The organism is Marinobacterium mangrovicola (genome assembly GCF_004339595.1).
Taxonomy (GTDB): domain Bacteria; phylum Pseudomonadota; class Gammaproteobacteria; order Pseudomonadales; family Balneatricaceae; genus Marinobacterium_D; species Marinobacterium_D mangrovicola.
Genome location: NZ_SMFU01000010.1, coordinates 140,970 through 161,808 on the forward strand (window position 1 = coordinate 140,970; position 20,839 = coordinate 161,808).

Consider the following 20,839-nt stretch of genomic DNA (forward strand, 5'->3'; position numbering starts at 1 on the left):
TAATCGAATCCGCCGCCCCTTACCTGAGAATAAAATGAATAAGGGGGTGATCTTATGAGCCGCAATCTGACCCGATTTAACAGCCTGTTTGACGATACTTTCCTCAACGATTTCTTCCGGCCGCTTAGCGTTCGCGAGAATGGTGAAAAGGTACCGGCTATCGATGTGCATGAAAGTGATGGTGCCTATACCGTCAATGTGGATCTGCCCGGCGTGAAAAAAGAAGATATCAGCGTCAGCCTGGAAAACGGTGTGCTCAGCGTACGCGGGGAAAGCCGTAAAGAGGACAAGGAAGAGAAAGACGGCAAACTGATCCGCCAGGAACGTCATGTCGGCCAGTTTATCCGTCAACTCAGTATTGGTTCCGATGTGGACCCGGCGGCGGTGAAAGCCAGCTTCAACGACGGCGTGCTGTCACTGACGCTGCCCAAGCGAGCGCCACAGGAAAAAGAGGGCGTGAATATCGCGGTTGAGTGAATCCCGTTTAAGACGGTGAATCGCTGCGAATAACAGGCATTCAGCATGTCCGGCGGCCCGCTTCCCGTTCGTTCGGGGCGGGCCGTTTTAGCTTGTGGGTTGGCTGCACCGAATATGAAACCTGTTCCAGCCCGCCTGACGCTATTTCATGTGCCCAGCGAGTGCTTTTTCGACTATAATGCTGGCCTTTTCACGGCAGTTGGCCCATCGGTTTTGCTTTTCGCCAATGACCCGTCGCTGCCGACGACGTTGCTCAATCAGGGGACAGTAATGTTTAGCAAAGATATGTCTATCGCCAGCTTCGACAAGGATCTCTGGGACGCGATGCAGTCCGAGGTGACCCGCCAGGAGGAGCACATCGAGCTGATCGCTTCCGAAAACTACACCAGCCCGCGTGTAATGGAAGCTCAGGGTTCCGCGCTGACCAACAAATACGCGGAAGGCTATCCGGCCAAACGTTACTACGGTGGCTGCGAATACGTCGACATCGTTGAGAACCTGGCTATCGACCGTGCCTGCGAACTGTTCGGCGCTACCTTCGCCAACGTTCAGCCGCATTCCGGTTCCCAGGCTAACGCCGCTGTCTACATGGCGCTGTGCAAACCGGGCGATACCGTTCTCGGTATGAGCCTGGCTCACGGTGGTCACCTGACCCACGGCGCGTCCGTTTCCTTCTCTGGTCGTATCTACAACGCTGTACAGTACGGTCTGAACCCGGAAACCGGCGAAATCGATTACGCTGAAGTTGAGCGTCTGGCGCTGGAACACAAGCCGAAGATGATCGTAGCGGGCTTCTCTGCCTACTCCATGATCATCGACTGGGCCAAGTTCCGTGAGATCGCTGACAAAGTCGGTGCTTACCTGTTTGTCGATATGGCCCACGTTGCCGGTCTGGTCGCTGCCGGTCAGTACCCGTCTCCGATGCAGTACGCTGACGTCGTTACCACCACTACCCACAAAACCCTGGGTGGCCCGCGTGGTGGTCTGATCCTGTCTGCCCGTGCCGATGAAGAGCTGCAGAAGAAGCTGAATTTCGCTGTATTCCCTGAATCCCAGGGCGGCCCGCTGATGCACATCATCGCGGCGAAAGCGGTTTGCTTCAAAGAAGCGATGGAGCCGGAGTGGAAAGAGTACCAGGCTCAGGTCGTTAAAAACGCCAAGGCGATGGTCAAGGTGTTCCTGGAGCGCGGTATCGATATCGTTTCCGGCGGTACCGAAGATCACCTGTTCCTGGTTGACCTGGTCAGTAAGGACATCACCGGTAAGGATGCTGACGCTGCCCTGGGTCGCGCCAACATCACCGTGAACAAGAACGCTGTACCGAACGATCCGCGTTCACCGTTCGTCACCTCCGGTCTGCGTATCGGTACTCCGGCGGTTACCCGTCGTGGCTTCAAGGAAGCTGAAGTGACCGAACTGACTGGCTGGATCTGTGACGTTCTGGAAGATATCAACAACGAGGAAGTGATCGCTGCGGTCAAGGCCAAGGTTGTCGATATCTGCGCACGTTTCCCGGTTTACAAGTAAATCGGAATATAAACGACGCACAGGGGTAAAACCCTGGTAGCGGAGGCTGGAAAATTGGTTCCTGCCTCCCTAGAATGGCGGGGCGACTCAACAGTCGCCCCGTTTGTTGTTTATAAAGTTGTTTGTAGAATCGTCGATGAAGCTGTGCAAAACGCTTTATTGGACGCTTAAAACGCTCTTTTCTTTCAGGTCTTCTGGACCGACGCTCTTTATTCGAGGCTGAGGATGCATTGTCCCTTCTGTGGCGCAAGTGATACCAAGGTTGTCGACTCGCGACTGGTGTCCGAGGGACAGCAGGTGCGCAGACGGCGCGAATGCGTCAAATGCCATGAGCGCTTTACCACCTTCGAAGAAGCAGAACTCGTCATGCCCCGCGTCATTAAAGGTGACGGCACCCGGCAACCCTTCGACGAGGCCAAACTGCGTGGCGGCATTCAGCGAGCGCTGGAGAAACGCCCGGTTGGCATCGAGGCTGTAGAAGCCTGCATTACCCGAATCAAACTGAAACTGCGCGCCACCGGCGAGCGTGAACTACCCTCCCGTGAAGTGGGCGAGATCGTGATGGAAGAGCTGCGCAAGCTCGACCAGGTTGCCTATGTGCGCTTTGCGTCCGTTTACCGCAGTTTCCAGGATATCAACGAGTTCAAGGAAGAGATCGAACGTCTCTCCGCCAACGCGGAAGCGAATGGCAACGGGCAGGCGGAGTCTTAAAGCCTATGTCCGGTTTCTCCTCACTCGATCATCAGTTTATGGGCCGCGCCATCGCGCTGGCACGCCGAGGCCTGTTTACCACCGACCCGAATCCCCGCGTGGGCTGTGTGCTGGTGAAAGAGGGCGAGATTATCGGTGAGGGCTACCACGTCCGTGCCGGTGAGGGGCACGCCGAGGTCAACGCGCTGAAACAGGCCGGCGACCAAGTCCGTGGCGCTACCGCCTATGTCACGCTGGAACCCTGCAGCCATTACGGCCGTACCCCTCCCTGCGCCGAGGCGCTGGTTGAGGCGGGTATCTCCCGTATGGTCTGCGCCATGGTCGATTCCAACCCCGCCGTTGCTGGCCGCGGGTTGGAGCGTCTGCGTCAGGCGGGCGTTGAAGTCGCCAGCGGACTGATGGCAGCCGAAGCGAAACAGCTGAACCCCGGCTTTATTCGACGCATGGAAACGGGGCTGCCCTATGTCCGTGCCAAGCTGGCGATGAGCGCCGATGGTCGCACCGCCATGGCCAGTGGCGAGTCCCAGTGGATCACCGGCAGCGCCGCCCGTGCCGATGTACAGCGCCTGCGCGCGCGCAGCTCGGCGATCCTGACCGGCATCGATTCCGTGCTGCTGGACGATTCTTCGCTGACGCTGAGGGAAAACGAACTCGGCGTGGAGAACGCCGCCGAGATCGTGAAACGCCAGCCGCTGCGCGTGGTGCTGGATACACACCTGCGTCTGCCGCTGACAGCTAAGATTCTGCGTCAGCCCGGGCGTACGCTGGTGATGACCCTGAGTTCCGATGAGGCGAGAATCAACGCACTCAAGGAAGCGGGGGCGGAAGTTCAGGTGCGTGAAGACGGCGAGCGCCTGGATCTGGGCGCTATCCTTGAGTGGCTGGCGCAACAGGAACAGTGTAACGAGCTGCTGGTCGAGTGCGGCGCGACCCTGGCCGGTGCTTTTGTCGGCGCAGGTCTGGTGAACGAACTGGTGGTTTACATGGCGCCCAAGCTGCTCGGCAGCAGCGCCAGACCTTTGCTGCAGCTGCCATTGGAACGTATGGATCAACAGATCCCGCTGGTGCTGGACGAGGTACGTCACCTGGGCCAGGATCTGCGACTGAACTGGAAACTGGCCGGCGTCGAGGAGTCTGATAACTGATGTTTACCGGCATTATTGAAGCGATTGGTGAAATTGCCGATATCCGCATGGTCGATGGCGATATGCGCGTGCGTGTGCGCACCGGCGAGCTGGACCTCGGTGATGTAAAACTGGGTGACAGTATCGCCACCAACGGCATCTGCCTGACCGCCGTGGAACTGCCCGGTGATGGCTTTGTGGCCGATGTGTCCAAGGAAACCCTGGCGCACAGCCGCTTCCCGGATATGAAGGTGGGTGAGAAGGTCAACCTGGAAAAGGCGATGATGCCGGTAAGCCGTTTTGGCGGGCATATCGTCAGCGGTCACGTGGATGGCCTGGGCCAGATCGTGGATCGTCACGACGATGCCCGCTCCGTGCGGCTGACGATCCAGGCGCCGAAGTCGCTGCAGCGCTATATCGCCGCCAAGGGCTCGATCACCATCGATGGCGTGAGTCTTACCGTCAACAGTGTGAACGGCGCGGATTTCGGCCTTAATATCGTGCCGCATACGGCGCAGGAAACCATTATCGATAGCTATCGCCAGGGCCGCTGGGTCCACCTGGAAGTGGATCTCATTGCACGCTACCTGGAACGCCTGATGGGCGCCTCCGACAGCGATGCTGAGCCGGGCGAAGGGCTGACAATGAACAAGCTGGCTGCGGCCGGATTCATGCGTCGCTAGGGCGCTGGAGATAAGTATGCAACTGAACACCACTGAAGAGATTATCGAGGATATCCGTCAGGGCAAGATGGTTATCCTGATGGACGACGAAGACCGCGAGAACGAAGGTGACCTGATCATTGCCGCCGAGATGGTGCGTGCCGAAGATATCAACTTCTTCGCGACCCACGCCCGCGGCCTGATCTGCCTGACGCTGACCCGCGAGCGCTGCGAACAGCTCAAGCTGCCGCTGATGGTGCAGAGCAACGGTGCAGCCTTCTCCACCAACTTCACGCTGTCGATCGAAGCGGCCAATGGCGTAACCACCGGTATCTCCGCGGCGGACCGTGCGCACACCGTGCGTGTTGCCGTGCGTCATGACGCCAAGCCGGAAGATATCGTGCAGCCGGGTCACATCTTCCCGCTGATGGCACAGCCCGGCGGCGTGCTGAGCCGTGCCGGCCACACTGAAGCCGGTTGCGACCTGGCGCGCCTGGCAGGTCTGACGCCGGCCGCAGCGATCGTTGAGGTGATGAACGAAGACGGCAGCATGGCGCGTCGTCCGGACCTGGAAAAATTCGCTGCCAAGCACGGCCTGAAGATCGGTACCATCGCCGATTTGATCCACTACCGTGCCATGAATGAGCATACCGTTGAGCGTGCCGACGAGGGCGTGCTGGAAACCGAGTACGGCGAGTTCAAATACGCGGTTTACCGTGATGAGATTCAGAACTGCAGCCACCTGGCGCTGTACCAGGGCGAGATCACCCCGGAAGAGCCGACGCTGGTGCGTGTGCATATCCGTGGCGAAGTGCTGCGTGACGTGGTCGGTGGCGTTGTCCCCGGCGAAGAGAAAAAATGGACCATGCGCCGTGCGCTTGAGCGTGTAGCTCAGGAAGGCAAGGGTGTGGTGATCCTGATCGACTCCGGTCAGCGGATCGATCTCGGTGACGCCCTTCAGGGTCTCACCACCAGCCCGAGAAAACACTCCAAGGTAACCGTCAGTTCGTCTGGCGCCTACCTGCAGGTGGGTACGGGCTCACAGATTCTGCGTGAACTGGGCGTGGGCAAAATGCGCCTGCTCAGCTCGCCGATGAAGTTCAATGCAATTTCGGGCTTCGATCTCGAAGTCGAAGAATATATCTCTTGCGAAGAGTAACCGGGCGGTCACTCTTCTTTGTCATTACAGGACAGATCCGATGTCAGTAAAAGTTTATGAAGGCGACTTCGTCAGCGCCGACGGCAAATACGCGATCCTGGTTGGTCGCTTCAACTCTTTCGTTGTAGAAAGCCTGCTGGAAGGCGCCCTGGACGCACTGAAGCGTCACGGCGTCAGCGAAGACAACATCCGCATCATCCGTGTACCGGGCGCTTTCGAGATCCCGCTGGCGGCGCAGAAAGTCGCTGCCCAGAAAAAAGATGATGCCATCATCGCCCTGGGTGCGGTGATCCGTGGCGGTACTCCGCACTTTGAATACGTCTCTGCCGAGAGCTCCAAGGGCTGTGCCCAGGTGTCTCTGGAGTACGGTGTGCCTGTTGCCAACGGTATCCTGACCGTCAACAGCATCGAGCAGGCGATCGAACGTTCCGGTACCAAGGCCGGTAACAAAGGCGCTGAAGCTGCCCTCTCCGCACTGGAGATGGTGAGCCTGCTGCGTCAGCTTGAGGCTTAAGAACATGAGCGACACCCCCAGCTCCAAAGACAGTTCCAACGGTAGCTCTAGCGAAAGCGCGCCGAAGAAGAATCGCAAGCCGTCTCTGACCGAACAGCGCCGTAACGCGCGCAAGCTCACTCTGCAGGCCCTGTACCAGTGGCAGGTGGGCGGTCAGCAGGCCAACGAGATCGAAGCCCAGTTCCGCATCAATCCTGAAATGAAGGAAGCCGATGTGCAGCTGTTCAGCCAGTTGCTGCGTGGTGTGATCAACGAGAAAGCCGAGCTGGATGTGATCTTCTCGCCGTTTCTCGATCGCAACATCGATGAGCTGGACCCGGTCGAGGTCAACGTGCTGCGTATCGGCAGCTTCGAACTGCTGCGCCGTATGGAGGTGCCTTACCGCGTGGCGATCAACGAAAGCGTTGAGCTGGCCAAGGTCTTCGGTGCCACCGACAGCCACCGTTATGTTAACGGTGTGCTCGACAAGGTTGCACAGAAGTCTCGCAGGGCGGAGATCGCCGCACGGCGCTAAGGTCTGGCACGGCAGTGGGCGAGTTTGAACTGATCAGCACCTATTTTGCCCGGTCCGCCGCGCGGCGTGATGACGTGGCTCTGGGGATCGGTGACGACTGTGCTCTGCTGGTACCCCCGGCCGGCGCTCAGCTGGCGGTGTCCATCGATACCCTGGTGGAAGGTGTCCACTTTCTGCCGGGGAGCGATCCTGCACTGATCGCCGAGCGCCTTTTGGGCGCGGCGGTCAGCGATCTGGCTGCTATGGCGGCCGAGCCCGCCTGGTTTACCCTGGCCCTGACACTTCCCGTGGCTGATCCCGACTGGCTGGAGCCTTTTGCGGCTGCCTTGGCCCGGCGCGCGGCCGAGCTGAATATCGCTCTGGTGGGCGGTGATACCACCCGTGGTCCGCTGGCACTCAGTGTTCAGGTGCATGGCTGGGTGAAAGCCAATGAAGCCTTGACCCGATCCGGTGCCCGCGAGGGTGATTTGGTGCTTGTCAGTGGCACCCTGGGTGATAGCCGCGGTGGTTTGCAGGTTCAGCTGGATAGCGACCAATCCGCATCGAGCGCTTATCTGCGACAGCGGTTTTTCCGCCCGGAGCCGCGTATCGCGCTGGCTCGAGGGCTGTGCCGCTATGCATCGGCTGCGATCGATCTGTCGGACGGCCTGGTCTCCGATCTTGGCCATATCGCCCGGCAGAGTGGCCTGGCCGCCCGTATCGATCTGGAGCGACTGCCGCTATCCGCTGAGCTGGAAGCTTATGCAGGGGCTGAAAAAGCGCGTCAGTGGGCGCTCAGCGGTGGTGAAGACTTCGAACTCTGTCTGACCATCGCGCCTGAGCAACTGGAAGCCTGTCTTTCAGTCGCTGAGTCGCTGCAACTGCCGCTGACCTGTGTCGGCCAGATGCATGCCGGCAACGGTGTCAGTGTGTTTTGCGATGGCCAGCCATGGAACAGTAGCGCGCAAGGCTATGATCATTTTGGCGTTCTTGATGGCGTTTTTGATGGAGAGCAACGATGAACCGGGCACCGGCGTCAGTCTGGCGCAACCCGATCCACTTTCTGGCCTTTGGCCTGGGCAGCGGCGCATCGCCCTGGGCTCCGGGTACCGCGGGCACCCTGGCAGCGATACCGCTCTGGTACCTGTTGGCGCAACTGCCGCTGATCACCTACCTGTTGATCGTGCTGGCTGCCTTTGCGGTGGGGTGCTGGCTCTGTCAGCGCACCTCTGATGATCTTGGTGTGCACGATCATGGCGGCATCGTCTGGGATGAGTTTGTCGGTTACTGGATCACCATGATCGCGGTACCGGTGGCGCCGGTATGGGCGCTGCTGGGGTTCGTGCTGTTCCGGGTGTTCGATATTCTCAAGCCCTGGCCAATCCGTTGGGCCGACCAGCGCGTACATGGTGGATTCGGCATTATGCTGGACGACCTGATCGCGGGGGTGTTTGCCGCGTTGGTTCTGCAAATCATAATCTACGTTATGGCATGAACCTGCTGGTCGAGCTGCCAGCCGCTATGCTTTATAATATCTGCCCCGCCAAGGGCGAGGTGGTCGCTAACTAAGCTGTGTTAAAGCTCCCGCGGCTGCCCATATAGAGGTGTAATTTCGTGACTGTTCAGTATGTAGCCGACTCTAAACTGCCAACCCCCTGGGGTGTTTTCACCATGGTCGGTTTTGAGGACAAGACCAGCGGTAAAGAACATGTGGCGCTGGTATTCGGTGATGTGGATACCGATGAGCCGGTGCTGGGCCGTATCCATTCAGAGTGCCTGACCGGCGATGCCCTGTTCAGCCTGCGCTGCGACTGCGGTTTCCAGCTGCAGGAAGCGCTTAAGCGTATCGCCGAAGAGGGGCGGGGTGTGCTGCTGTATCTACGTCAGGAAGGTCGTGGCATCGGCCTGCTGAACAAGATCCGCGCCTATCATCTGCAGGATCAGGGCGCGGACACGGTGGAAGCCAACGAGAAGCTGGGTTTTGCTGCCGATATGCGTGATTACAGCATGTGCCTGCCGATGCTCAAGCACCTGGGCGTGCGCTCGCTGCGTCTGATGACCAACAACCCACGAAAGGTTTCTGCGCTGGAGCAGTACGGTCTGACCGTGGCGAATCGTGAACCGTTACAGGTTGGCAAGAACAGCCACAACGAACATTATCTGGAAACGAAAATGGGCAAACTTGGCCACATGATGTCCGAAGTTCATTTTCAGAACACCGAAGAAAGCAGCTCCTGAATTCGTTCTAAGCCGCTTTCTGTCCCCGCCGCCTGAGCTGATCAGCTCAGGCGCTGTTCCACCGCCGCTTTAATCCCTTCCGCATCCAGTCCACACTCCGCCAGCTGTGCGCCGCGTGAAGCGTGCTCAATCCAGTGATCGGGAATTCCCAACTGGAGTAGCTGCGTTTGTGTGCCACGGGACTGAAGATACTCACCGACCGCCGAACCTGCGCCACCTGCAATGGCGTGATCTTCCAGCGTTACCAGCAGCTCATGGCTCTGTGCCAGTTGGTCGATCAGCCCGGTATCCAGCGGCTTTACGAAGCGCATATCCACAAGCGTCAGGTCCAGCTGATCAGCAGCCTGTTGAGCGGCGGGCAGCAGCGGGCCGAAGTTAAGAATTGCCGCCTTGTTGCCGCTACGAATCACCCTGGCCTTGCCGGGCTCCAGAGCCGGCAGTGTCGGGTCGACCTGGATCTCGCTGCCGGACCCACGCGGATAACGCACCGCGGCGGGGCCCTGGAAGTCGTAGCCGGTTTTCAGCAGTTGATAGAGCTCCTGCTCGTCTGAGGGCGTCATCAACATAACGCCAGGCAGGCAGCGCAGGTAAGCGAGATCGAACAGCCCCGCATGGGTGGCGCCATCTTCGCCAACCAGACCCGCGCGGTCCACGGCCAGCAGCACATCCAGATCCTGAATGGCGATATCGTGGACGAACTGATCGTAGGCGCGCTGCAGGAAGGTGGAGTAGATCGCCAGCACCGGTTTCATCCCCTCGCAGGCAAATCCCGCGGCGAGAGTCGCCGCATGCTGCTCGGCAATAGCGACGTCAAAATAGCGTTCGGGGAACTGCTCGGAAAAGGCGATCAGGTCCGAGCCTTCGCGCATGGCCGGGGTGATCCCCACCAGGCGTTCATCCTGTTTTGCCGTGTCGCAGAGCCAGCCACCGAAGATGTTGCAGAACTTCGGTTTCTTCGGCTTCACCGGCGCATCCAGTGGCTCGATCTTGGTGATGGAGTGATAACCCACCGGATCGGATTCGGCCGGCTCAAAGCCTTTGCCCTTGCGTGTCACCAGGTGCAGGAACTGCGGACCTTTGCTGTTAAGCGCCTGTTTCAGCGCCGGTAGCAGTTTGTCGAAGTCGTTGCCGTCCACCGGGCCCTGGTAGTCGAAGGTCAGCGCGCCGAACAGGGCGCCGGTGGCGCTGCCGTCCAGCTCCGGACCCTTATGCTGTCCCGACAGCTGGCCGGCCCGCAGGTGCTCTTCCAGGTAGGTAGCCAGACCGCCCTCGTTGGGTGAGATCGACATATCGTTATCGTTGAGGATAACCAGCATGTCGGCCTGGGTATGGGCCGCGTGGCTCAGCGCCTCAAACGCCATACCGGCAGTCATGGCGCCATCGCCGATCACGGCCACGGTTTTGCGCTGCTCGCCCTTCAGGCGGCTGGCCAGGGCCATGCCCAGGGCTGCGCTGATCGAGGTGCTGGAGTGACCGGTGCCAAAACTGTCATAGGGGCTTTCGGCGCGCTTGGGGAAGGGTGCCAGGCCAGCCGGCTGACGCATACTGAGCATCTGCTCACGCCGGCCGGTGAGAATCTTGTGTGGATAGGTCTGATGACCCACATCCCAGACCAGGTGATCCGCCGGTGTATCCAGCAGGTAGTGCAGGGCGATGGTCAGTTCAACGACACCGAGGCCAGCGCCAAAGTGGCCGCCGGTGACACCGACGCTGTAAAGCAACCAGTCGCGTAGCTCCTGCGCCAGTTGCGGCAGCTGGGAAGCAGCCAGCTGCGACAGCTCGGCGGGGGAGTTAACCGTGTCCAGCAGCGGTGTGGCCGGACGTTGTGTGGGTATCTGCGTGCGCATCAGTGGTCGCGGGTGACGATAAAGTTGGCCAGGTCGAGTAGCGGTGCGGCGCTGGAACCAAAGGGTGAAAGTGCCTCCAGCGCTTCGCGGTGCAACTGTTCCAATTTAGCACGGGCACCGGCGATGCCCAGCAGGGCCGGGTAAGTCGGCTTGTTCTGCGCCTGGTCCGAGCCCTGGGGTTTGCCCAGGGTTTCGGTGTCGCCCTCGATATCGAGCAGGTCATCCTGAACCTGAAACGCCAGGCCGATCATATCGCCATAGCGCTGCAGCCGCTCCAGTGTCTCCGGGTCTTCACAGCCGGCCGCGGCGGCACCTAGCTGCAGGGCGGCGGTGATCAGTCGGCCGGTTTTGAACGCGTGCATCGCCTGCAGTTGTTCCAGGGTCAGGCTGTCGCCCACATGGGCCAGGTCATAGGCCTGACCAGCCACCATGCCGCTGGCGCCACTGGCGCTGGACAGAATATTCAGCATCCGCATTTGACGCTGGGGAAGCAGCTCCGCGTCGGGCGTGCTGAGAAGTTCGAAGGCAAAACACTGCAGGGCATCACCGGCCAGAATCGCGGTGGCTTCGTCAAAGGCGATATGACAGGTGGGCTGGCCACGGCGCAGGTCGTCGTCGTCCATGGCGGGCAGGTCATCGTGCACCAGCGAGTAGCTGTGCACCGCCTCGATCGCCGCCGCTGCGCGGTCCGCGAGCTCCGGGGATCCGCCGCAGAAGTTGCAGCTCATGTAGACCAGTGCGGGGCGAATGCGTTTGCCGCCGTTCAACAGCGCATAGTGCATCGCCTCGATCAGACGTGGCTCCAGTGCGGAACAATCCTGCAGGTACAGGGGCAGGTTGGTCTCGACTCGTTCGGCCCAGACGGTTAACTGATCGCTAAGCTCCACGGTCAGTCGTCCTGCTCTTCCTGGAAGGGGCGGGTCTTCATCTCGCCCTGCTGTTCAACCAGCACCTGAACCTTCTGTTCGGTCTGCTGCAGGATATCCTGGCACTCGCGTGTGAGTTTGACGCCTTCCTCGAACGCCTTCAGGGCTTCTTCGATGGGCAGGTCGCCCTGCTCCATACGCTCAACGACGGCTTCGAGCTGCGTCAGGGATTGTTCAAAATCGGGTGCTTTGCGGGTGCGGGCCATAGTCTGATCAGGGTCGGGTAAAGAGTGGGGTAAACAAGGCAGTCAACTTAACCAACTGCCCGCGCGGGGTCAATCGATAAGCGCCGGCCAGACGCCGGGTAGCGGCCCCGCAGCGCCTGAAAAACCAACGTGTTCAGTACGTGAACACCTGTATAAATCTGGTATCATTCAGAGCATCATCTCAAAAACTTGTGCCATCAGTCAGGCTATAGGAGTTTCAATCAATGGATCTGGCGACACTTGTAGGATTGATCGGCGCACTGGGCATCGTTGTCGCAGCGATGGTGCTTGGTGGCGATGTCGGCATCTTCGTAAACGTCCCCTCTATTTTGATTGTTATCGGCGGTAGTCTGCTGGTGGTGTTAACCAAGTTCACCCTCGGGCAGTTTCTCGGCGCCGGAAAAATTGCTGCCAAGGCGTTCATGTTCAAATCGGTGATGCCGGAAGAGATCATCGCCGAGACTGTGGATCTGGCCGATGCGGCGCGCAAGGGTGGCCTGCTTTCTCTGGAAGAAAAAGAGGTTTCCAGCCCTTTTATGCAGCGTGGTATTCAGCTGCTGGTGGATGGTCACGATCCGGAAGTAGTCAAGAACCTGCTGCTCAAGGAAGCCAGTCTCACCGATGAGCGCCATGATTTTGGTGCCAAAATTTTCCGCGCTATCGGTGATGTGGGCCCGGCCATGGGCATGATCGGTACGCTGGTGGGTTTGGTACAGATGCTTTCCAACATGTCAGACCCCAAATCGATCGGTCCCGCCATGGCGGTGGCGCTGCTCACCACACTTTACGGCGCCATGCTGGCTACCATTGTGGCGCTACCGATCGCCGACAAACTGGAAAACCGCAAGGATGAGGAAGCGCTTAATCAGTCACTGATTATCGATGGTCTGTTGGCGATCCAGGCGGGACAGAACCCGCGTGTGATTGAGCAGATGCTGCGCAACTATCTGCCCGAGAAAAAACGTCAGCAGGCAGAAGCCTGAGCCTTGAGCGAGCTTCGCTAGCCAAGCCAGAAAGCCAAGAGAATTAGATGAGCGACGAGCAGAAAAAATGTAAGTGTCCGCCGCCGGGAGCGCCGGCATGGATGGCGACATTCTCTGATCTGATGTCGCTACTCATGTGTTTCTTCGTGCTGCTGCTGTCATTCTCCGAGATGGACGTGCTCAAGTTCAAACAGCTCGCTGGCTCCATGCGTGAAGCGTTTGGCGTGCAGGCGCAGATCAAGGTTGAGGATATTCCCAAGGGGACCTCGATCATCGCTCAGGAGTTTAGCCCGGGCCGCCCGGAGCCGACGCCGCTGAACGAAGTCCGTCAGATGACGATCAACAACGATATGAACACCCTGGATGTGCGCCCCGAGGTGGGTGAGTCTCAGGTGCTGGATCAGTTGCGTGGGCTGGAACAGCTGATCGAACAGCAGAAGCAGGAAGCGCAGCAGGACGCCATTGAGTTTGCCCAGGTGCTCTCCGAAGAGATTGGCGATGGTGCCGTTGAGGTGGAAACCGATGGCTCCAAGTTGATTATCCGCGTGAAGGAGCAGGGCTCTTTCGATTCCGGTTCTGCCGAACTCAAGTTTGACTACATTCCAGTGATCGCAAAAATCCGTGACGTGCTGCTTGATGTCACCGGTCGTATTTCAATCGAAGGCCATACAGACAACATTCCTTATTCGGGCTCCCGCTTCTCCTCTAACTGGGATCTATCGGCGGCGCGCGCCCTGGCTGTTGGGGAAGAGCTGTTTTCTGACCCACGCATCGATCAGTCCCGTTTCCAGGTTTCCGGTTATGCCGACAGCAAACCGCTGGCGCCCAATAACTCGCCGGAAAACCGCGCCCGTAACCGTCGTGTAGAGATCGTGATCCAGAAGGGGAATGATCAGGAGATGCTGGAACGGCTGCAATCCCGGCCTGACGGTGATACCGAAGGCCAGTTACTGAATCCGGGGGAGATTTTCTGATCTTCAAGGGATAGGCAGATATAAAAAAACCGCCTTGGAATTCCGGGCGGTTTTTTTATTTGGTCAGACCTTGCTTATGCCTTACTTGGCAGCATCCAGCATGTACTGGATGGCAGCGGTCATTTCAGAGTCAGAGCAGTCAACGCAGGTGCCCATCGGCGGCATAGCGTTCAGACCGGACTTGGCAGTTGCCAGCAGCGCGTCCATACCTTTCTCGGCGCGCGGAGCCCAGGCTTCAGCATCACCGAACAGCGGAGCACCAGCGACACCAGAGGCGTGGCAAACGGAACACTTGGTGTTGTAAAGCTCTTCACCGGAACGTTCTGCCATTGCAGCGGCCGGGGTCAGCAGGGCAGCAGCGGCTGCCAGTACAAGCGCTTTTTTCATGGTTGTTTCCTTTGACAGTGCTATCAATCGGACCTACTCATTCAGACGTACGAATCCGGTTAAAAATAGATCAGGCCAAGTTTAGGAGGGGCCTTGGGAGTAGTAAATACCGCTTAGGTGGTTAATCTTGCCTGAATGGCCAAAGATTGATCTGTCTTGGATGGGAAACAGTGGGCAGCGCCGACTAGCGACGCTGGAGACGCATGGCATAGGTTGCCTGGCTGTGAAGGGCGCGGTCATGCTGACGCTGGCGGATTTCAGCCTGGTACTGGGACAGTGCTTTTTCCACCAGTTCGCGGGGAAAGCTCAGGTTGGTTGTCAGATCGTCAGCGGAGTAACCGCGACGCAGAAGCTGTTGCAGATCGTTAGTGATGTGATGATCGCTATGCATATTTATTTTCCTCTTTATATTCAGCGACGATTTAATCCTCAAGTTGTGACACTCAGGTTTCAGAATCTTTGGGGTCCTGTGACAATCTGTCGGGTGCTCGTTAAATAGAGATCCCGGCCTGAGTGAGGCGGGCGGGGCAGATTGGCTGACAGGAGTTGACCAAATAGTCCGATTTTTCTTTGATCAACAAGAAAAAGCTTTAGTTCCCTTCGGCTTTTGTTCATATTCGAGATACACGACGGCCGTGCAGATAGACGTCTGTCGAACAAAGCCGGGCCATCGATAAGAGCCCGGTTACTCAGAGATCACCGCGGGAGATTGGATGCGATGAAACCTGCTTTTTTACCTATTGCCTCTCTGTCACTGTCTGTATCGCTGGCCCTGGCTGGCGCTGCCCAGGCGGAAGAGCTGCATATCTACAACTGGTCCGACTACATCGCCGAGGACACGGTCACTAACTTCGAAAAAGAGACCGGCATCGATGTAGTGTATGACGTCTACGATTCCAACGAGGTTGCCGAAGCCAAGTTGCTGGTGGGCAAGAGCGGTTACGACCTGCTGTTCCCCACAGCGCGTCCTTTTGCGGATCGCCATCTGAAGGCGGGGCTGTACCAGAAGCTGGATAAATCCAAGCTGGGCAACTGGGATAACCTGGATCCGGTGATCATGGATTCCCTGACGGATATCGACCCGGGCAACAACTATTTGGTGCCCTACATGTGGGGTACCACCGGTATCGGTTATAACGTCGACAAGGTAAAGGCGATTCTCGGTGACGACATGCCTCTGGATACCTGGCGCCTGGTGTTTGATCCGGAGATCGTAGCCAAGCTGTCATCCTGCGGCGTCACGCTGATGGACGATGCCACCGAGGTACTGACCGCGGCGCGGGTTTACCTGGGCGAGCCCACCGACGATTTCAGCCGTGAGGCGATCGACAAGGCCGCAGACGTGGTTGCGGCGGTGCGCCCTAACATCCGCTATTTCCACAGCTCCCAGTACATCAATGACCTGGCCAACGGCGATATCTGTGTGGCTCATGGCTACTCAGGCGACGTACTGCAGGCCCGTGACCGTGCAGCCGAAGCAGAGAACGGTGTTAACGTGGCCTACGCTGTGCCTTCAGAGGGTGCGGTGGTCTGGACCGACGTGATGGTGATCCCCACCGATGCGCCGAACCCGGATGCGGCGCACAAATTCATCAACTACCTGCTCGATCCGGCAGTGATCGCACCGGTCACCGACTACGTGGCATATGCCAATGCGAACAAGGCGTCCGAAGAGCTGATCGATCCCGAGATCCGCAATGATCCGGGTATCTACCCGCCGCAGGAAACCCGCGAAAGTCTGGTGGTATTGAAGACCCCGGCCGAGCGTGAAATCCGCACCATGAACCGTGCCTGGACCCGTGTGAAAACCGGTCACTAAGACGGTTCTGTCGAAACGGCCATGCTACAAAAAACGCCCCACTTTCCCGGTTCGGAGAGTGGGGCGTTTTGCTTTTTACGGTGCATCTTACGGGGGGATCTGCCGCTTGCACTTATCCGCTCAGGCCGTCAGATAATGATCCGTGATATGAAACAGGTCGGTGACCTCGATGGCACTGATGCGGGGATGCGGACAGTTGCTGTCAGCGGTTTTGATATTCTGGCCAAACAGCGCAGCGCCGGTATCGATATAGATGCCGTTACCGCGTTTCTGTACCTGGGGCAGGATCACATGTCCGTGCACCGTCAGGTCGATGCCGCTGACTTGATGAATAAAGTCCGGGTCCTTCGCGGGACGATCCCAGATCAGCGCACTGCGCAGGGCTGGCTCATTAGGCAGGCGCAGCTTCAGGTCCAGCCAGTCATCCACAGGTACTGAGCTGTGGCTGATGCCGATCGTGCGGCCATCGGCCAGTGGCAGCTCGATAACCCAAGGCATCTCCCTGGCCTGTTGCTCGGCGAAACGGCGAAACTCCGTATTCCGCATGAAAAAGTGATCGGGCCCGGGCCCGAGCCAGCTTTTGCCGCCAAAGCGCATCCAGTCCGCGGTATTAATGCTCGATTCCCCCTGCAACCAGTCGAACAGGATCTGTTCATGATTGCCGCGCACGGCAAAGAACCAGGGCTCTTTAACCAGCTCCAGACACTCCTGCGAATGAGGGCCGCGGTTGATCAGGTCTCCCACTGAAAACAGCCGATCCACCTCCTTGTTAAAGCAGACCGCATCCAGCTCCGCGCGCAGCGGATCCAGCCAGCCGTGAATATCGCCAACCACGAAATCCCGTCCCCGGGTGTTCGCTTCAATGCATAAAACGGTGTTCATTTCCTGCGACTGTCTCCCTGCATCAGGCTATCTCCGAAAGCTTAGGCTAACATCATTACAGAAGCAGTGGTCTTTGCGGTTAACAGAGTTGTCCGCTTGGCCGATCTACGAACAACCGCCGGCGTTTCCCGAAGAAAGGAGAGAGAATGGCCAAGGATAGATCCAGCCTCAGGTTGCTGCTGATGCAGATTCGGGACGGCGCTCAGGTACGACGGGAGGAGCTGGAGAGTTTCACCCGTTATTGCCGCCTGGAACCGGATCAGATCGACGTGCTGAATCTGTTCGATACGCCGGATTTCAGTATCGATGCGGCCGACGGTTACGATGCTCTGCTGGTAGGCGGCGCCAGCGAAGCCAATGTGCTCGAGCCCGAGAAGTATCCCTTTGTGGAGCGCGCCCAGCAGCTGTTACTGAACAGCTTGGAGCGGGATCAACCGGTGTTCGCCTCCTGCTTCGGCTTTCAGCTGGCGGTACTGGCCCTCGGTGGGCGGATACGCCACAAGGACAAAGACTTCGAGATGGGGTGTTTGCCAATCTCCCTGACCCTTGCCGCTGGCAAGGATCCGCTGTTCTGGGATATGCCGGATCCGTTCATGGCGGTTTCGGTGCATCGTCAGTACGCCACCGAACTGCCACGGCGCTGCCAGGTACTGGCGCTGACCGATGCCTGTATCCATGCCTTCAAGGTAAAAGACCACCGCTTCTGGGCGTTCCAGTTCCACCCGGAGGTAGACAAGCGGATCCTGGTGGAGCGCCTCACTTACTACAAGGCGCACTACACCGACGGTGATGATCATCTTGATCAGGTGCTGGCCAATGCCGTGGAAACCCCGGAATCCAATGCTCTGATGGGCGCCTTTGTGGACAGAGTGCTGTTGGAGTAGCTGGCTGTCAGATAAAAAACTCCGGCCAAGGAAAGCCGGAGTAGGGAAAGCTGCACCGGCCATCTGAGAGCCGGCGCAGTCTTAACGGGTCAGAATGGATCAGTGACTGATCATCCAGGGTCGCATGGAGGGAAACATTTTGCTGCCATCGGCGGTGTAGAACAGCTTGATCTTACGCTCGCTGCCGTTACTGCAGCCGCAGCTTGAGCTGTGACGATGCCGGTGTGCGGCCCGTTCCTTCTTCTCCGCTTCCTGTTCCCGGTACTGGGCCGGTGTCAGAAACTGCGGCTCATGCTGAGCTTTCTCGTTGCGCTCCATCGCCTCCTTCTTCTCTTTCAACATCGCCAGCATCTGTGGTGGCAGGGTAATTACCCGGGCGGACTGAGTGCCGCACTGCGGGCAGGCACAGGGTTTGTCGTGCTCCGCCATGGTTGCCAGCTCCTGGAACACACCATGGTCGGGACATTTGTATTCATATAACGGCATGTTGGTTCTCCCTTATCAATCCAGATCCGGCGCCAGCGGGATATCGACGCTGCCATCAAGCTGCTTGGTCGGACCCTCGCTGTTGGGTTTGACATTGAAGTCGAAGATATCGGTGGGGAGCCACAGGGTTGCGCAGGAGTTGGGGATATCCACCACGCCGCTGATATGACCCTGAACTGGCGCACAACCGAGAATGGCGTAACCCTGAGCCGGTGAGTAACCGAATTTGCTAAGGTAATTGATAGCGTTCAGGCAGGCCTGCTTGTATGCCAGGCTGGTGTCGAGGTAGTGCTGTTTGCCCTCGTCATCCACCGAGATACCTTCGAAGATCAGGTAGTCGTCATATTTCGGTACCATTGGGCTCGGCTTGAAGATCGGGTTTTTGATGGCGTACTTCGACATGCCGTCCTTGATCAGGTTGACGCGCATATGGATCCAGCCCGCCATTTCGATGGCACCGCAGAAGGTGATTTCGCCATCGCCCTGGCTGAAGTGAAGGTCGCCCACGGAAAGGCCCGCGCCGTCTACGTAAACGGGGAAGTAGACCTTGGCACCGCGGGTCAGGTCCTTGATATCGCAGTTACCGCCGTGTTCACGCGGCGGCACGGTGCGGGCGCCTTCGGCCGCTGCCGTATCGCGGTCATCACCTTTCATACGTCCCATATGTGCGGTACCTGCGAACGGCAGGCAGGCCAGCGCAGGCTCGCGTTCCGGGTTGGTGTCGAAGAGTTCTTTTTCACGGCTGTTCCACTTATCCAGCATATCGCGCGAAGGCAGGCAGCCGATCAGGCCTGGATGCAGGATGCCGGCGAACTCAACGCCCGGTACATGACGGGATTTGGTGAACATGCCGTTGAAATCCCAGATCGACTTCTGTGCCTGCGGGAATTCGTCGGTGAGGAAACCGCCGCCGTTTTTCTTGGCGAAGAAGCCATTAAAGCCCCACTGCATTTCGTCGAAGGCGCCGATATCGAGAATATCCACCTCCAGCAGGTCACCCGGCTCCGCCCCTTCGACGGCAATAGGACCGGACAGGAAGTGCACCTGGGTCAGGTCCACATCACGGATATCTTCGGCGCTGTCATCGTTTTTGATCTGGCCGCCGGTCCAGTCGAAGCACTCGACGATGAAGTCGTCACCTGGCTTGACCGTTGCCACCATCGGAATGTCCGGGTGCCAGCGGTTATGCACGTTGTCGTGCTCGTAGGCGGATTTGTTCAGATCGATCTTGATGATGGTATCGGTCATGGTTTCATCTCCTGTCCTGCCCTCTCCGGGCTCGGCTCGGTTTGTGAAGGATTGTTTTCTGAAGAAAGGTTTTCTGACGAATGGTTTTGGGAAGAAACGTGGTGCGAAAAGTGCCGTTGTGAATGTTGCTCATCTGGCCTCTGCTCTGATCGCAGAGTTGCCGGGTCGTGCTGCTTCGGGGGTTGCTGTGGTTCCCGGCTGCTCGCGGAAACCGGACTGAAATGGATGAGATCGCCGCGGACCTGGCCGCGGAACAGGCTGGTTCTTGCTTGAGTGCCAGTGGCGGGTGGGTTGGCAAGCAAAGCACTGGCCAGTGGCAGAACCACCAGTTCACGAAAACTGCGCCGGATAGAACGCGCGCCAAACTCCGGATCGAATCCCTTGGCCCGCAGCAATGCCACCGCAGCGGGATCGAGCTGTGCTTCGACGCCCTTGCGTTTCAGCGTGCGGTTGGTGCGCTCCAGCTCCAGCGTGATGATGGTCTCGAGGTGTTCGGTGGTGAGCGGCTCAAACAGCTCGATACGGTCGATACGATTGAGAAACTCGGGATCGAAGCGTTCATGCAGCGCATCTTCGATCAGTGCTGCGCGTGAGTGATGCACCGGTTTCAGGTGGTTCTTCAATCGTTTGATCCAGGGGCCGCGGGCTTCCCGCTGAAGGTCGACCCAGGCACGGGAGCCCACGTTGCTGGTCATAAAGATCAGGCTGTTGCTGAAATCCAGTTCTCGATTGCCCGAGGCCAGTTTCAGCTTGCCGGCATCGAGAATGTTCATCAGCGCCCGCGCCACATCGTTGCTGGCCTTTTCGATCTCATCGAACAGAACTATCCCTGGGCGGCCATAACTGCCGGCGATCAAGTCCTCATTGAACAGAGTGACACCCTCCTTGCTGCCCACGTACCCCGGCGGTGCCCCGGTAATGGCCGCGCTGTAGTGGCTTTGCGAGAGGGTGTTCATATCGATGCGGCAGAAGCTGTCTGGCGAGCCGTGAATGGCGTTGGCCAGCAGGCGCACGATCTCGGTTTTACCGACGCCGGTATCGCCGATAAACAGCGTGACGTAGAGCGGCCGGCCCGGTTCGCAGATATCCGCCTTGACCACCCGTAGCTGGGCGCCAAGCGCCTCGATCACCGGCCGCTGACCGGCGATCTTGCGCTTGAGCAGATCGACCACCGCGTCAGGGTTGAAGGTGAAGCGCGACTTGTAACCGCTGGCCGAGGCGGGCAGGGGCGAGCCCTGTTCCAAGCCACGCTGGTTCTGGTCGAGCCTGTCGTTGATAAACGGCATAGGACG

General features: G+C 58.5%; 24 protein-coding genes. 15 read left to right on the plus strand and 9 right to left on the minus strand.

Translation table 11 applies throughout. The features are described from left to right. Nucleotides 1-54: 54 nt before the first annotated feature. From CLV83_RS16180 to ribA, 11 genes are all read left to right on the plus strand, one after another. Nucleotides 55-477, plus strand: coding sequence for an Hsp20/alpha crystallin family protein (locus CLV83_RS16180; RefSeq protein ID WP_132294752.1), 423 nt, complete (start codon nucleotides 55-57; stop codon nucleotides 475-477). 270 nt (nucleotides 478-747) lie between these two features. After that, on the plus strand, nucleotides 748-2,004 hold the full coding sequence (glyA, locus tag CLV83_RS16185; protein ID WP_132294756.1) for a serine hydroxymethyltransferase: 1,257 nt from the start codon (nucleotides 748-750) through the stop codon (nucleotides 2,002-2,004). Nucleotides 2,005-2,229: 225 nt separating this feature from the next. Beyond that, the gene (gene nrdR / locus CLV83_RS16190) at nucleotides 2,230-2,715 is read left to right on the plus strand and encodes a transcriptional regulator NrdR (RefSeq protein WP_104005021.1); all 486 of its coding nucleotides are present in this window, start codon (nucleotides 2,230-2,232) and stop codon (nucleotides 2,713-2,715) included. Between the two features lie 5 nt (nucleotides 2,716-2,720). Further along, on the plus strand, nucleotides 2,721-3,860 hold the full coding sequence (gene ribD, locus CLV83_RS16195; protein WP_132294759.1) for a bifunctional diaminohydroxyphosphoribosylaminopyrimidine deaminase/5-amino-6-(5-phosphoribosylamino)uracil reductase RibD: 1,140 nt from the start codon (nucleotides 2,721-2,723) through the stop codon (nucleotides 3,858-3,860). Continuing rightward, the gene (locus CLV83_RS16200) at nucleotides 3,860-4,522 is read left to right on the plus strand and encodes a riboflavin synthase (RefSeq protein WP_132294762.1); all 663 of its coding nucleotides are present in this window, start codon (nucleotides 3,860-3,862) and stop codon (nucleotides 4,520-4,522) included. The genes ribD and CLV83_RS16200 overlap by 1 nt, the downstream gene beginning before the upstream one ends. 16 nt (nucleotides 4,523-4,538) lie before the next feature. Beyond that, nucleotides 4,539-5,660, plus strand: coding sequence for a bifunctional 3,4-dihydroxy-2-butanone-4-phosphate synthase/GTP cyclohydrolase II (gene ribBA / locus CLV83_RS16205; RefSeq protein ID WP_132294765.1), 1,122 nt, complete (start codon nucleotides 4,539-4,541; stop codon nucleotides 5,658-5,660). 40 nt (nucleotides 5,661-5,700) lie between these two features. After that, a complete protein-coding gene (ribH, locus tag CLV83_RS16210) occupies nucleotides 5,701-6,174 on the plus strand; it encodes a 6,7-dimethyl-8-ribityllumazine synthase (protein ID WP_104005017.1) in 474 nt (157 codons plus the stop codon). Between the two features lie 4 nt (nucleotides 6,175-6,178). Then, on the plus strand, nucleotides 6,179-6,688 hold the full coding sequence (gene nusB, locus CLV83_RS16215) for a transcription antitermination factor NusB (protein WP_132294768.1): 510 nt from the start codon (nucleotides 6,179-6,181) through the stop codon (nucleotides 6,686-6,688). 14 nt (nucleotides 6,689-6,702) lie between these two features. After that, complete coding sequence (thiL, locus tag CLV83_RS16220) at nucleotides 6,703-7,689, plus strand: thiamine-phosphate kinase (protein ID WP_132294771.1); 987 nt, start codon at nucleotides 6,703-6,705, stop codon at nucleotides 7,687-7,689. Further along, entirely contained in the window at nucleotides 7,686-8,162 is a 477-nt protein-coding gene (locus CLV83_RS16225; protein WP_132294774.1) for a phosphatidylglycerophosphatase A family protein, read from the plus strand. The genes thiL and CLV83_RS16225 overlap by 4 nt, the downstream gene beginning before the upstream one ends. Before the next feature lie 119 nt (nucleotides 8,163-8,281). Then, complete coding sequence (ribA, locus tag CLV83_RS16230; RefSeq protein WP_132294777.1) at nucleotides 8,282-8,905, plus strand: GTP cyclohydrolase II; 624 nt, start codon at nucleotides 8,282-8,284, stop codon at nucleotides 8,903-8,905. Between the two features lie 41 nt (nucleotides 8,906-8,946). Here ribA and dxs read toward each other — a convergent pair whose 3' ends face one another. Genes dxs through CLV83_RS16245 form a run of 3 tightly spaced genes read right to left on the minus strand, consistent with a single transcriptional unit; the run spans nucleotide 8,947 to nucleotide 11,884 of the window. Further along, on the minus strand, nucleotides 8,947-10,752 hold the full coding sequence (gene dxs / locus CLV83_RS16235) for a 1-deoxy-D-xylulose-5-phosphate synthase (protein WP_132294780.1): 1,806 nt from the start codon (nucleotides 10,750-10,752) through the stop codon (nucleotides 8,947-8,949). Beyond that, a complete protein-coding gene (locus CLV83_RS16240) occupies nucleotides 10,752-11,639 on the minus strand; it encodes a polyprenyl synthetase family protein (protein WP_243642415.1) in 888 nt (295 codons plus the stop codon). Before CLV83_RS16240 ends, dxs begins: the two co-directional genes overlap by 1 nt. A 2-nt stretch (nucleotides 11,640-11,641) precedes the next feature. Further along, nucleotides 11,642-11,884, minus strand: coding sequence for an exodeoxyribonuclease VII small subunit (locus CLV83_RS16245; RefSeq protein WP_132294783.1), 243 nt, complete (start codon nucleotides 11,882-11,884; stop codon nucleotides 11,642-11,644). Nucleotides 11,885-12,108: 224 nt separating this feature from the next. Between CLV83_RS16245 and pomA the strand changes: the two genes are divergently transcribed. After that, nucleotides 12,109-12,867: a flagellar motor protein PomA gene (gene pomA, locus CLV83_RS16250; protein ID WP_132294786.1), complete on the plus strand. Its 759-nt coding sequence runs from the start codon at nucleotides 12,109-12,111 to the stop codon at nucleotides 12,865-12,867. A gap of 47 nt (nucleotides 12,868-12,914) precedes the next feature. Further along, on the plus strand, nucleotides 12,915-13,841 hold the full coding sequence (locus tag CLV83_RS16255; RefSeq protein ID WP_132294789.1) for a flagellar motor protein MotB: 927 nt from the start codon (nucleotides 12,915-12,917) through the stop codon (nucleotides 13,839-13,841). Between the two features lie 81 nt (nucleotides 13,842-13,922). Here the strand turns inward: CLV83_RS16255 and CLV83_RS16260 are convergent, their stop codons facing one another. Continuing rightward, entirely contained in the window at nucleotides 13,923-14,228 is a 306-nt protein-coding gene (locus CLV83_RS16260) for a c-type cytochrome (RefSeq protein WP_132294792.1), read from the minus strand. Nucleotides 14,229-14,412: 184 nt separating this feature from the next. Then, a complete protein-coding gene (locus CLV83_RS16265) occupies nucleotides 14,413-14,619 on the minus strand; it encodes a hypothetical protein (protein WP_104005007.1) in 207 nt (68 codons plus the stop codon). Between the two features lie 327 nt (nucleotides 14,620-14,946). On the opposite strand from CLV83_RS16265, the gene CLV83_RS16270 reads away from it, so the two are divergent. Next, the gene (locus tag CLV83_RS16270) at nucleotides 14,947-16,047 is read left to right on the plus strand and encodes a polyamine ABC transporter substrate-binding protein (RefSeq protein ID WP_132294795.1); all 1,101 of its coding nucleotides are present in this window, start codon (nucleotides 14,947-14,949) and stop codon (nucleotides 16,045-16,047) included. Nucleotides 16,048-16,167: 120 nt separating this feature from the next. On the opposite strand, the gene CLV83_RS16275 is transcribed toward CLV83_RS16270, so the two are convergent. Continuing rightward, nucleotides 16,168-16,929: a metallophosphoesterase gene (locus CLV83_RS16275; RefSeq protein ID WP_132294798.1), complete on the minus strand. Its 762-nt coding sequence runs from the start codon at nucleotides 16,927-16,929 to the stop codon at nucleotides 16,168-16,170. Between the two features lie 146 nt (nucleotides 16,930-17,075). Between CLV83_RS16275 and CLV83_RS16280 the strand changes: the two genes are divergently transcribed. Further along, entirely contained in the window at nucleotides 17,076-17,813 is a 738-nt protein-coding gene (locus tag CLV83_RS16280) for a glutamine amidotransferase-related protein (RefSeq protein ID WP_132294801.1), read from the plus strand. Nucleotides 17,814-17,912: 99 nt separating this feature from the next. Here CLV83_RS16280 and CLV83_RS16285 read toward each other — a convergent pair whose 3' ends face one another. Genes CLV83_RS16285 through CLV83_RS16295 form a run of 3 tightly spaced genes read right to left on the minus strand, consistent with a single transcriptional unit; the run spans nucleotide 17,913 to nucleotide 20,833 of the window. Further along, nucleotides 17,913-18,299, minus strand: a complete 387-nt coding sequence (locus tag CLV83_RS16285) for a zinc ribbon domain-containing protein (RefSeq protein WP_132294804.1) — start codon at nucleotides 18,297-18,299, stop codon at nucleotides 17,913-17,915. A gap of 15 nt (nucleotides 18,300-18,314) precedes the next feature. Next, on the minus strand, nucleotides 18,315-19,547 hold the full coding sequence (gene fmdA / locus CLV83_RS16290; RefSeq protein ID WP_132294807.1) for a formamidase: 1,233 nt from the start codon (nucleotides 19,545-19,547) through the stop codon (nucleotides 18,315-18,317). Continuing rightward, nucleotides 19,544-20,833 carry an AAA family ATPase gene (locus CLV83_RS16295; RefSeq protein WP_132294810.1) on the minus strand — a complete coding sequence of 430 codons (1,290 nt, stop codon included), beginning with the start codon at nucleotides 20,831-20,833 and terminating at the stop codon, nucleotides 19,544-19,546. The genes fmdA and CLV83_RS16295 overlap by 4 nt, the downstream gene beginning before the upstream one ends. Nucleotides 20,834-20,839: the final 6 nt, after the last annotated feature.